The organism is Micromonospora qiuiae (genome assembly GCF_016863555.1).
GTDB classification, from domain to species: domain Bacteria; phylum Actinomycetota; class Actinomycetes; order Mycobacteriales; family Micromonosporaceae; genus Micromonospora; species Micromonospora qiuiae.
Genome location: NZ_BOPC01000128.1, coordinates 1 through 12,107, shown reverse-complemented (window position 1 = coordinate 12,107; position 12,107 = coordinate 1). Strand labels below are relative to the sequence as shown.

General features: G+C 71.7%; 7 protein-coding genes and 1 pseudogene. 3 read left to right on the top strand and 5 right to left on the bottom strand.

Annotated features, from left to right (window positions below; genetic code table 11):
* Window positions 1-1,183, top strand: a 1,183-nt coding sequence (locus Vqi01_RS29130; protein WP_239098748.1) for a glycoside hydrolase family 95-like protein, incomplete at its 5' end; no start/stop codon positions are given.
* A 59-nt stretch (window positions 1,184-1,242) separates the two neighbouring features.
* On the opposite strand, the gene pulA is transcribed toward Vqi01_RS29130, so the two are convergent.
* The gene (gene pulA / locus Vqi01_RS29125; protein WP_204038351.1) at window positions 1,243-6,732 is read right to left on the bottom strand and encodes a pullulanase-type alpha-1,6-glucosidase; all 5,490 of its coding nucleotides are present in this window, start codon (window positions 6,730-6,732) and stop codon (window positions 1,243-1,245) included.
* 757 nt (window positions 6,733-7,489) lie between these two features.
* Between pulA and Vqi01_RS29120 the strand changes: the two are divergent.
* Window positions 7,490-7,624: pseudogene (locus Vqi01_RS29120) on the top strand (MerR family DNA-binding transcriptional regulator); the annotation flags it as partial.
* A gap of 79 nt (window positions 7,625-7,703) precedes the next feature.
* Here the strand turns inward: Vqi01_RS29120 and Vqi01_RS29115 are convergent.
* The 3 genes from Vqi01_RS29115 to Vqi01_RS29105 form a co-directional block, all read right to left on the bottom strand.
* Window positions 7,704-8,378 (bottom strand): cellulose binding domain-containing protein, encoded by a 675-nt coding sequence (locus tag Vqi01_RS29115; protein ID WP_204038350.1) that lies wholly within the window; start codon window positions 8,376-8,378, stop codon window positions 7,704-7,706.
* A 140-nt stretch (window positions 8,379-8,518) separates the two neighbouring features.
* The gene (locus Vqi01_RS29110) at window positions 8,519-9,265 is read right to left on the bottom strand and encodes a hypothetical protein (protein WP_204038349.1); all 747 of its coding nucleotides are present in this window, start codon (window positions 9,263-9,265) and stop codon (window positions 8,519-8,521) included.
* Window positions 9,266-9,370: 105 nt separating this feature from the next.
* A complete protein-coding gene (locus Vqi01_RS29105) occupies window positions 9,371-10,030 on the bottom strand; it encodes a hypothetical protein (protein WP_204038348.1) in 660 nt (219 codons plus the stop codon).
* 19 nt (window positions 10,031-10,049) lie between these two features.
* Here Vqi01_RS29105 and Vqi01_RS29100 point away from each other — a divergent pair, with 19 nt between their 5' ends.
* Entirely contained in the window at window positions 10,050-10,238 is a 189-nt protein-coding gene (locus Vqi01_RS29100; protein WP_204038352.1) for a hypothetical protein, read from the top strand.
* A gap of 7 nt (window positions 10,239-10,245) precedes the next feature.
* Here the strand turns inward: Vqi01_RS29100 and Vqi01_RS29095 are convergent, their stop codons facing one another.
* Window positions 10,246-11,919, bottom strand: coding sequence for a right-handed parallel beta-helix repeat-containing protein (locus Vqi01_RS29095; protein WP_204038347.1), 1,674 nt, complete (start codon window positions 11,917-11,919; stop codon window positions 10,246-10,248).
* Window positions 11,920-12,107 lie beyond the last annotated feature (188 nt).

Below are 12,107 nucleotides of genomic sequence, written 5' to 3'. Positions count from 1 at the left end.
GAGCCACGCCGGTGAACTGCACCTGCTACCCGCCCTGCCGGCGGCCTGGCCGGACGGGAAGGTCAAGGGTCTGCGGGGTCGCGGCGGCTACACCGTGGACGTGACGTGGAGCGGCGGCCAGGCGGACGAGATCCGCATCACGCCGGACCGCGACGGCAGCGTGCAGCTGCGCGGCCAACTGTTCGCCGGGCGCTACACCGTACGCGACGTCACCCACGGCAACGGGGTGGTCAAGCCCAGGAAGATCGAGGCCGGCCTGGTCGAGCTCGCCGGCAGGGCTGGCCACACCTACCGGGCGTACGCCCTGCAGAAGATCGGCGTGCGCGCGCCGTACGAAATGGGTGCGGGCGCGGCGGCGACCGTCGCCGTCACCGTGCGGGCGGTGGACATGCCCATCGCGCCCTCGGCGCGGGTGTCGCTCGACGTCCCGTCGGGGTGGAGCGTCACACCGGTGCACTTCGACCTGCGGCCGCTGCCCCCGGACTCGGAGCGCACCGTCGAGTTCACCGTGACCGTCGCCGAGTCCGCGCAGACCGGCACCGCGGACCTGGTCGCCGAGGTCAGCGGCCGGGGCTGGACCGCGTCCGCCACGGCCCGAATCCGGGTCTGGGACGGCCGCGAGGCCCCGATCGAGGAGAACTTCACCAACATCGGGGTCACCGACGACACCAACACCAACGCCGGCAACTTCGACGGCAACGGGGCCACCCTGTCCGCTCAGGCGCTGGCCCAGGTCGGCGTCACCCCGGGCGCCACCGTCAGCGCCGGCGGGGTGGACTTCACCTGGCCCGGCGCCATCGGCAGGCCCGACAACGCGATCGCCTCCGGGCAGTCCATCAAGGTGACCGGCAAGGGCCGGACGCTCGGCTTCCTGCTGACCGGCACGTACGGCGCGGTGTCCGGACCGGTCACCATCGTCTACGCCGACGGCACCCGCAAGACCCATACCCTCGGCTGCCCGGACTGGGCCGGCGCGCCCCGGCCCGGCGGTGTCGGGGCGATCGTCGCCCCGTACCAGAATCGGCCCAACAACCAGCGGGCCAACACCCCGGCGACCATCTACGTCGTCGGACTGCCGCTGGAGGACAAGGAGGTGGTCCGGGTCGACCTGCCGAACATCAGCGCCCGGGCGGCCGCCGGCGTCGCCACGATGCACATCTTCGCGGTCGCCATCGCCGGCTGAGGCGTCGTGAGGCACGAAGGGGCTGGCCCGCGCGGGCCAGCCCCTTCCCCATCGATGGTCTAGCGCTGCACGAACACGGCGACGCTGCGAGCCGGCACGACGAACGTGCCGGTCGAGGAGTCGAACGCCGCCGTACGCAGCACCGGGTCGGCCGAGGAACGCAGCACCGGGTGCAGCGCCACGTCCGCCCCGCGCAGTCCGGTGACCCGCTGCGTCGCCGACTTCGGGGTGCTGTTGAAGACCACCGTCACCGACTTCCACGCCCCACCCAGGCCACGGGCGTCGAGGGTCATGGTGAGCACCCCCGGCGTCTCGTTCGCACCGGAGCGCGGGAAAGCCACCCGCTGCTGCACCTGGTGCGCCGTGGGCAGGCCGAACACCGGGGTGGAGGCCCGGATCCGTAGCAGTTCGGCGTACCGGGCGTCGGTCAGCTCGACCGCCGCGCAGTCCGGCACCAGCTTCGGGTCGGCCAGCAGTGGCCGGGCGTACGGCCACTTGTCCCGGTTGTCCTCGGCGGCCGGCAGGCCGATGCCGAACCCGTTGCCCTGGTTGCAGTCCCAGCGGATCTGGTTGAACCAGTCCCCGGAGTTGTACGAGTTGCGGTCCAGCGATTTCGACCGCAGCCGCTCGGTGCCGGTGGTGACGAAACCGGCGCCCTGGCCCAGCACCACCGTGCTCAGCGCGAGCACCTGCATCCGGGCCCGGTCGGTGGCCGAGGTGGCCTGCGGCAGTTTGTACGCCAGCGCGTCGTACAGGATCTCGTTGTCGTGCGCGTCGACGTAGGTGACCGCCTCCCCCGGCGCGTCGGTGTAGCCGGCCGGCGAGCCGTTGTAGTCGACCTGGTCGCCGGTCACCGTCCGGCCGGACGAGTCGGTGAACCGGTAGCCGCGCAGGTTGCCGGCCAGCCCGACCTTGATCAGATCGTGCTGGTGCAGCAGCCGGGCCCGTTGCTCGGCGGTGGAGCCGTTAACCGGGTCGCCGTTGGGGTCGGTGAACAGCCCGGAGGCGAAGCCCTGCCGGCGCGGGTTGTCGTCGAACGGGCCACCGCCGCGTACCGCGTCACGCAGCCGGTCGTTGAAGGTGCCGATCCCGGTGCCGGCCATGTTGGCCTGCGTGGCCTGGACGAACCGGGCGTCGTCGGCGACCTCGCCGAAGTTCCAGCCCTCGCCGTAGAGCAGGATGTTCTTCCCGTCCACCCCGTCGCGGGCCACGCTCAGCTGGTCCAGCGCCTTGCGGACGGCCAGGATGTTCGCCTTCGGGTGGTGGCCCATCAGGTCGAACCGGAACCCGTCCACCTTGTACGCCTTGGCCCAGGTGACCAGCGAGTCGACCACCAGCTTGCCCATCATGGCGTGTTCCGGGGCGGTGTTGGCGCAGCAGGTGGAGGTGGCCACCGCCCCGTCGTCGAGCAGCCGGTGGTAGTAGCCGGGCACGATCTGGTCGAGCACCGAGCGCGGATCGGTGCCGGCGGCCGAGGTGTGGTTGTAGACCACGTCCAGCACCACCCGCAGACCGGCGGCGTTGACCCCGGCGACCATCTGCCGGAACTCGGTGGTGCGGCGCGCGCCCTCCGGGTCGACGGCGTACCCACCCTCCGGGACGGTGTAGTGCAGCGGGTCGTACCCCCAGTTGTAGCCGTCGCTCTCCCGCACCGCGGCCACGCACTCCTGCTGGCGCTCCGAGTCGCGCGGCAGGGCGGCCAGGTCGCAGTCCGGCTGCCGCTGGTCGGCCCGCCGCTCGGGAATGGTGGCGAAGTCGAACGCGGGCAGCAGGTGCAGGTGGGTCACGCCGGCGTCGCTGATCGCCTTCAGGTGCCGCATCCCGGCGGTGGCCGGGTCGGTGAAGGCGAGGAAGGTGCCCCGCCGGTCGGCCGGCACGGTGGTGTCGGCGATGGAGAAGTCCCGCACCGACAGTTCCGAGATCTGCACCTTGGCGTTCGGCACGGCGGCCGGCTTGCGCAGGGCCGCCCAGCCGGGCGGGGCCAGCTTCGGGTCGGTGAGATCGACGATCTGGCTGTGCGTGGAGTCGGCGGCCAGCGCCACCGAGTACGGGTCGGTCACCGAGGCGGTCACCACCTGCTGCGCCGCCGGCTGCCACGCCTGCACCCGGTAGCGGTAGTACCTGCCGGCCCAGTCCCGCGCCCCGCGTACCGACCAGACGCCGGTGCGGTCGTCGCGGCGCATCGCGACCGTGCGCGGCGTGGCGGTGGGCGAGTCGAACAGTTCCAGCGACACGGTCCGGGCGGTCGGCGCCCAGACCGCCAGGGTGGGTGTCCCGCCGGTGAAGGTCGGGCCGAGTCGGGCGGAGGTGGCCGGGGCGTAGACGTCGTCGAGCACGCCGGGGATCTGCACGCCGGTGGCGCCGAGCAGGGTGCCGTCGGCGGCCCGCTCGGTCACCAGCAGTTGCCCGCGCAGCGCGGCCGGCACTCCGGCCAGGTCCCGTCGGTCCAGGGTGAAGGCCCGGTGGTCCCACAGGTGCGGGAAGGCCGCGCGTTGGGCCTCGGTGAGCCCGTTGCGCTGCGCGGTCAACGGCAGCGAGGTGTACGTCCCGGTCAGTTCGCCGTCGACCACCCGCACCCCGCCGGCCGGGGCGGTCACCAGCGCGTACGCCTTGCCGTCGGTCGGGCCGGTGCGCCAGGCGACGGTGGACCGGTCGATCCAGTGTGCCCGCTGCTTGCCGATGTCGGTGTCCGTACCGGTGCCGGTGGCCGTGGTCGGCAGCAGCCGGCCGGGCGTCGCGGCGAGCAACCAGACCTCGCGGCCGGCGTCGGCGAAGTCGAGCCGCTGGTCCTGCGGCAGGTCCTTCTCGTCACCGCGATGGATGATGTAGCTCAGTCCGGTCGCCCCCTCGGCCAGCGGCACCCGGAACTCGGCGCCGAAGGAGTCGATCCGGGTCGGCGGCATCGGCCGGGACCAGTCGGTGTGGTTGGCCGCGCCGTCCCACAGGTGCAGGCCCCAGCCGTCGTAGTTGCCGTCGGGCCGGCGGTAGTGCAGCACCGCCACGCCCTCCTCGACCGGCGGCGTCGGCTCGCCGGCCGCCTCCTCCCGGCTCTGGTAGGTGGCCGGGTCGCCCTGCTTGACCCAGACCTCGCCGGTCTGCGTCACGTCCACGGTCCGGTCGTTCTCGACGTCCTTGGTGCCGTCGGCGTCGACCACCAGGAACCCGACCGACTTCGCGCCCGGCTTGAGCTTCACCCAGGCGAACCGCCCGTACGCGTCGGTGCCGGCGAACGGTTGGCCCTGCGGCCACTGCGTGGCGTATTCCGGGTCGATGTCGCCCCACGCGTAGAGGCCCCAGTCGGCGTAGTCGCCGTCGGGTCGCTGATGGTGCACCACCAGCCAGTCGCGCGACGAGCCGGTCTGCTCGGGTGTGCCGACGGTGGCGGCGGTGCGGGCGGTGGCGGTGCGACCCCGGCCGTCGGAGACCACCGCCTTGTACTCGACCTTCGTGCCGGCGGCCAGGCCGGTCAGGTCGTGGTGCACGGTGTACGGCGCCCGGTGCGCCGAGCCGAGCAGGGTCCACCTGCCACCGGCGACCCGGGCGGCCATCGTGACGGTGGCCAGCGGATCGCCGGTGACCTGGGCGGTGACCTCGGCCCGGGTGGCCGGCGAGCCACCGGGGACGGTGATGGTGATGCCCGGCTTGGCGGCGGGCAGCGCGACCGGCTTGCCGCCCCGGTACACCACCGTCGACAGCGGCGGCACGGTCAGGGTCAGTTTGCCGTCGCCGGCCGCGACGGGGCGGCCGGTGGTGCCGTAGATGCCGGCGAAGGTGGCACCGGCCGACCAGGTGTCCACGGTGACAGTCTGCGCGGTCGCCGCGTTGTTGACCGCCACCACGTACTCGGTGCGGTTGTCCGGATCGAACCGGGAGAAGGCGAAGACGCCCGGCCCGTCGGCCGCGTGCCGGGCCACCTGCACACCGTCACGCAACGCCGGGTGTGCCTGGCGCAGCTCGCCGAGGCTGGCGATGGTCCGGTACAGCGGGTGCGTACGGTCGAAGTTGTCCTGCGCGTGGGTGCGGTCGGTGCCGAGCAGGTCGTCGTCGAGATAGTCCGGGGTCCGCGAGGCGAACATCGGCTGCCGGGCGTCCTTGTCCCCGCCGGCGCCGGTGAAGCCCTGCTCGTCGCCGGAGTAGATCACCGGCTGGCCTCGGGTGAGGAACATCAGCTCGTGGGCGAGCTGGTCACGGCGCAGGTGGGTGGCCGGGTCGGTGGGGCCGCCGGCGATGAAGGAGCCGATCCGGCCCATGTCGTGGTTGCCGAGGAAGGTGGTCAGCCGGCCGGCGTGGGTGTCCCGGGCGGCGTACAGGTCGTCGCGGGCGTACACGTCGGCCAACGCCTTGGCGGAACCGTCACTAGCGGTGAAACTCCGCGCCGCCTCCTGGAAGGCGAAGTCCAGCGTGGCGGGCAGCCCACCCTGGCGTACATAGCTGGAGGTGATCTCCGGATCGGCGCTGTAGACCTCGCCGAACATGAAGAAGTCCTTCTTGCCGGCGCGGGCGGCAGCCTGGTCGATGCCCTGGGCGAACTGCGGCCAGAAGTCCATGTTGACGTGCTTGACGGTGTCCAGCCGGAAGCCGTCCACACCGGTGTCCCGCACCCAGTCGGCGTAGATCTTCGTCATCCCACGGACCACCTCCGGGCGCTCGGTCCACAGGTCGTCGAGGCCGAAGAAGTCGCCGTACTCGCTGTTCTCCCCGACGAAGGTGGAGTCACCACGGTTGTGGTACATGGTCGGGTCGTTCAGCCACGCCGGGACCTTGACCTTCGCGTCGGCCGGGGTCTGGAAGGTCGGGGTGTACGGGAACGACGCCGCGTTCACCGTCGGGAAGGTGCGGCTGCCGTCGGCGTAGTTGCGGTCCTCGAACGGCCGGCCCTGCGCGTCACGGTACGGCGCGGTCGCCTTGTCGACGTAGTCGTGCCGGCCCTCGGCGTAGTTGATGACGTCGGCGGTGTGGTTGACGATGACGTCGAGGTAGACCTTGATGCCGCGCCGGTGCGCGAGTTGGACCAGCTTCTTCAGGTCCGCCGTGCTGCCGAAGTGCGGGTCGACCTGGGTGAAGTCGGTGATCCAGTAGCCGTGGTAGCCGGCCGAGACGTCGTCGCCCCTGCCCTGCACCGGCCGGTTGGTGAAGACCGGAGCGAGCCAGATGGCGGTGGTGCCCAAGCCCTGGATGTAGTCGAGCCGGTCGATCAGCCCTTTGAGGTCACCGCCCTGGTAGAACCCCTTGTCGGCGGGGTCGTAGCCGGTGCGCAGCCGGTCGCCGGTCTCCCCGCCCCGGTCGTTGCGCGGGTCGCCGTTGGCGAACCGGTCCGGCAGGACGAAGTAGAACTGCTCGGCCCGCGCCCGGTTGGCGCCGGCCGCCAGCAGGGCCGCGGCGGACGGCTCGGTGGGCCAGGTGACCGCCCCGGTGGCGCTGAGCGCGGCCGGTCCGGCGGCCTGGGCGGGGGTGGCCGGAGACACCGCGACCGGCGTGCCGACCAGGGTGAAGGTGAGCAGGAAGACGAGGGCGAGCGCGGCCTTGCGCGATATCGGCGGGGGTTTCATCGACGGCCTTCCTCTGATCGCTGGCTGGCCCGCACGCTAACTCTTGCCGAAACATTCTGCAATACCTTGCAAACGGTGTTGCAGCGAGGCGTTTCCTTGCGCAAGATTCCGCGTCGCACCGGCGTTCCTGCCGATGCCCCGGCGGTTCCGCCGTGTCGTGTGGAACTCAGCGAGTCCGGCAATAGGGCGGCGACGACGAGGCGAGTCCCGCCCCCCGCAGCGACCGACCAATCAGCCCGAGGCGCCCTCATCCGGCACTGTCGCACAGGACACCGCAACTCGTGGCCTACGCACGAGATGCCGCAACCCGCGGCCTCAGCAGGCCCGAACACCCCGACATACCGCAACCCGCGACACCCACCCACCCCCAGGGCCGCCACTTTGATCCACTCGGTTTCGGCGGAATGGCGGTCATCTGGTGCCCGGGATACCGCCATAGCGCCGAAACGGCGACCATGGCACTGGTGGGGTGTGGATGCTGTCGACCTGATAGCGCAGACGGGTCACCCTCCGGGTCGCATTCCCTGATCACCACGACGGCGCCCTGGGCGATAGCACCAACGGTTCAGCTCGACAGGGCCACACACCCTGCCGTCATGCCCTGGCTACAACGCACGGATCTGCCGCTGATCGGTCGTCACCGCAGGTGACGTCGGCACCGTCGCTGATGTCCGGGCATACCGGTGAGCGGAACCTCGATCGTGCCGGCAGCGAAGCGCTTGCTCCTCACGCGGCGTCATGCCGGATAGTCGGTGGTGTGGAGGAGCACCTGAGCGTGGGGCGTGTGGCGCAGTTGGCCGGTGTCAGCGTCCGCACACTGCATCACTATGACGAGATCGGCCTGGTGGAGCCATCCACGCGGACTGCGGCGGGGCACCGGGCCTACTGCGCGACCTTCGACGCCGCGATGGCGGTCAGCACCGTCCATCACTGGCCCGCCCTCCGCGACGACCTCGACGCCGCGGGGGTGCTCAGACGCCGATGCAGCTCCGCCCGGAGACCGCACAGCTCGCCGGGTGCGGATGGGCGGATTCGATGTGGAAGCGCAGCAGCACCGAGGAACCGGCGGCCAGGTCCGGACCGCTGCGGTAGATCAGGGTGCCGCGCCGGTCACTGAACGTCCCCTGTGTGACACCTTCCAACCAGGCCGTGACCACCCGACCCCCCGGGTACTCCACCCGCGCCACCCAGCCCAGGTCACCTCGGGAGGCGTTACGGATTGACACCTCCCCGATGAAGCCGCCCGGGAAGGTCTGCAACACCTGGTACCGCGCCTCCAACGGCGGGGGCGGGGCGGACGGCGAAGCTGACGGCGGGTTGCGAGGCGGGACCGCGGGGCGCGACGGGGCACGCGGCGGCGGAGCCGCCGTCGGCGGCTCGGCCGTGGCCGACGCGGAACTGGGCGGGCTCGGCGGATCGGTCCGACGTGGCGACAGCCCGGGCAGAGCCGGCGCAGGCCCTTCCGTATTGCTCTGCCCCGCCGACGACGCCCGCTCCGCCGGTATCGGCACAGCCATCGCCGGCGGCCCCGGCGGCACCGGGTCGAACCCCGACCCGGGCGCCCGGTACGCGCTGGCCGCGATCACGAGCAGCACCACCATCGCGAGGACCCCGATCGACACCAGGATCCAGGGCGGCCAGGCCACGGCCGAACCGTGCGAAGAATCTCGGGGAGCGCGGCGCATACCGGACATGTCTCTCCTCAGCAGGCGACCCGGCCAGCGTAACGATCAAGAGCAGCACCCGGAAGTACCGGACGAAACACCCAGGATTCCTAACAGTACGATCAGCCGACCGCGCAGGCGGCCCCGTTGACCGTGCACCGTGTCGGGTACTCCCCGCCCCCGGTGCGGGTGATCCGTAGCTGCACCGTCTGCTGCGCCCCGGCGGCCAGCGATCGGCTGCCGCTGAGCAGGTACCTCCCGCCCCCCTTGATGCTCACCGTCACGCCTGGCCCGCTGGAGGCCCGAATGCCGACAACCTCGTCGGTGAACGCCAGGTCCATCTGCCAGTCGACCGGGCGGCCGGTGCCGTTGCGTACCACCAACTCGGCCTGGAAGGAATCCTCGTCGGCGCTCTGCAGCCGGTAGCTGGCGCTCAGCACTCCGGTGCCGGTGGCCGATGGCGCCGGCGCGGGTGGACTGGCGGCGGGCGGCCGACCGGCGGCCGCCGTGGGTGATCCGGTGCCGGACGGTGGCGCCGGTGCATCCGATGTGGTCGCCACGGTCGGTGCGGCCGAGGGACTGCCTGTCGGTGCGGCCTCCTGCGTCGGCGCAGCCTCCTGCGTCGCGCCGACGGGGTTCGTGGGGGCGGTCGGTACCGGAAGGACCATCGGCGGCCCGGGCGCCGACGCCGACAGCTTCTCCGGGCCACGGAACGACAGCGCCGCCACCACCAGCAGCACCGTCAACACCGCGACACCCACCAGGATCACCACCCAGGGCGCGCCGGCGACCATCCTGGGCATCGTCCACTGGCGAGTGCTCGCGCTGGCTTCTTCACCGGTCTGGTCATCGGCCGGCCGCTCGGACATGGGCCCCCCTGTCGTCACCGACGCGCCAGCCTAGCGGTCGACGGGTCGAGGCCGGTGGGGGCAGTCACGCCGCCAGCAATCGCCGCCGGGCCCGGCGGCGGAAGCTCAGCGCGGGGGGATCCGCACCTCGATCTCGCTGCCCAGCCGGGCCCCGCCGTGCAGGCCGAGGTCGTCGCCGCTCCAGAAGCGCCCCGGGTCGTACCAGTTCGGCCGCCGCCCGGCGGGCAGCAGCCCCATCGCCTCGTAGGTGACCGCGACGACCTCGGCGCAGTACGCCGTCTCCAGGGTCCGCTCGGGCACGGTCTCGGGGCGCTGCCGTGCCCTCGGCACCGGCAACCGCGGAGCCGGCACCCGCCCGCGCAGCCACCGCCACGCGAGTTGGGCGGTGGACGGAAACGGGGTGCCGTCCAGCCGCGCGATGGTGCGCAACACCGAGGCCTCCATCTTCGCGTCCGCCGGCGGGTCGAGTTGGCGCAGCCAGGCCCGCTGGCCGTACCGGTTCGCCCAGACGCAGACCGCGTCCCGCAGATCGTGCAGCTGCACACCGCGCTGGTGGGTGCCGGTCCACAGGTCCGGCAGCGACCTGCCCAGCTCGGCGTGCCACATCAGCGGCGGCATGTCGTCCAGCACCACCGCCATGCCCACGTGGTTGACCGGGCTGTTGGTGGTCAACTGGATGGCCCGGTCGGGCATGCTGCGCCCTCGGAAGACCCACACGTCGCCGGTACGGGTCAGCTCCACCGCCTCGTCCAGGCTGATGCTCATGAAGGACTACCCTAGGCGGATGCGGCAACGGATGCGGTGGTGGAAGCTCCTCGGGCTGGCCGGACTGGCCGGTGTCGCGGCGTCCGGAGTGGTCATCGCGCGAGCCGAGCGGCGGCGGCGCGCGTACACCCCGGAGGAGATCCGGGCCCGGTTGCGCGACCGGTACGCCGAGGCGAGCGCGACCAGCCCGGCCGACGACGCCCGCTGAGGCGCCCTCAGTCCACTTCGATGTGGTTGCGGTCCCAGCGGCCGCCCTCCGGTCGGCTGTCCAGCCGCAGCGCTCCCTCGGCGTTGCCGGCGAGGTCGTTCTCCTCGACACGGCAGGAGACACAGCTCCCCTGCTCGGTGACCCACATTCCGTAGCTCTGGGTCGGGTCCGGGCGGTTGTCCCAGATCCGGTTGCCGCGTACCGTCGCCGATTCGAGGCGTGCGTTGACGGTGATGCCGGCCCGGATCGATGCTGCGGCGGGAAGCTCGTACGCCGCGCCGGGCGCCGGGATGTCTTCGTTCCAGGCGTTGCTCGCGTCCGGGCGCGCGTCGGCCAGGGCCAGGTCGGTATCGGTGTTGCCGACCACCACCGCGAGCCGGGAGCCCACCCGCAGCACCTTTCCCCGGTGTCCGTCGGTCCGCCAGGACGCGGTCCGATCCGTCATCGAGCGGCGGGCGTACCAGACCGAATCGCCGGACCCGGTGGCCGCTGCCTCGCACTGTCGGCCGTTGTTGCGGATCCGGTTGTCGACCAGCATCGCGTCGACCATCGGCCGATCGATCCGGATCGCGTCCAGGCCGTTGTCCCAGAAGTCGTTGCCGTCGATGACGATCTCCGACGCCGGACCCGGGTAGCCGTTGCCCAGGTCGTGCTGGTGATAGCCGTGTCCGCCATTGCCACTGATCCGGTTGCCATGGACGATGTACGGGCCGGGCGTGTTTCCCATGCTGATCCCGTCCCGGACGTTGCGGTCGATCACGCAGTCGGTGAGGATGCCGCCCCGACCGGCGACGCCCGCGGTGCCGTTGCCCGAGACGTCGAAGCCGGCCTCCAGGTTGCCGGTGAGGGTGCATCCGGAGACGATCAGTCCGTCGGCTCCCCAGTCGGAGATGCCGAACCGGTTGGCCTGGGCGTGGCAGCCGATGATGCGGTAACCGCGTGGCGGCTGCCAGTACGACTTCTGCAGCTCGAGGAAGATGCCGTTGGTGCCGTTACCGAGCGTGGTGCAGTTGGTGACGGTGCAGCGCTCGACATCTCCCCAGCCGCCGATGCCGATGCCGATGCCGGCGCCGCCCATCTGCTCGCCGTTGTCCAGCCGGCCGCAGCCGACCACGACCACCCCGTCGATGAGGCAGTCCTGGAGGAAGTCACAGCCCAGCCCGGTCGCGCCGGTGTGGTGGATGTAGAGGTTGCGGAAGACGCCCCGGACGACGTACTGCAGGCCCAGCCCTTTGGCGAGGTAGTTGTACTGCGCCAGGGCCACGCCCGAGCCGTCGATTTCGAAGTCGGCAAACGTGCAGTCGGCGATGTGTCGGTCGCGGTCGGCGCCATGCTGCACGGTGGTCCAGAAGGCCAATGGTGTCGGCTCGGCCCGGTTGCCCTCGTTGCTCAGGATGAACCGGGTCGCTCCGGATCCCGCGCCGAGCAGGGACACCCCGCTGCGCCAGACCGTGCCCGCGTCCCGGATCGAGTAGATCCCCGGCGGGCAGTAGATGACCCGGGCCCGCCCGTCGGCCGCGTACCCCTCACCGAGGCGGGCCACCAGGGCCGACAATGCGGGCTGATCGTTGGTCACCCCGTCGCCCTGAAGCCCGTAGTCTCGCGCGTCACACCACAGCGGCGCCCCGGCGACCGGAGCCGATCGTTGCCGGCTGGCCCCGCCCCTGTTGTGCTGCCACACACCATCCTCCTCGCGTCAACACTCTCCCTCCCCTTCCCCGCAAAACGGCCTTGCACCACGGATCTTGGTGCGAAAGTGCCCCCAGGAGGGCGCTCCCGCACCAAGATCTACGGAACTTGGGTGACGGATGTCGGGTATCGCCCCATCTGTCCTGTGATCGGGGCCACCCCGTCGTCGGAATGATGGCC

Coding starts and splice junctions, on each gene's coding strand:
- Vqi01_RS29105 (WP_204038348.1), bottom strand. CDS start 10,030: ATGAGCATCAGCCTGGACGAGGCGGTGGAGCTGACCCGTACCGGCGAC.
- Vqi01_RS29100 (WP_204038352.1), top strand. CDS start 10,050: ATGCGGCAACGGATGCGGTGGTGGAAGCTCCTCGGGCTGGCCGGACTG.
- pulA (WP_204038351.1), bottom strand. CDS start 6,732: ATGAAACCCCCGCCGATATCGCGCAAGGCCGCGCTCGCCCTCGTCTTC.
- Vqi01_RS29110 (WP_204038349.1), bottom strand. CDS start 9,265: ATGTCCGAGCGGCCGGCCGATGACCAGACCGGTGAAGAAGCCAGCGCG.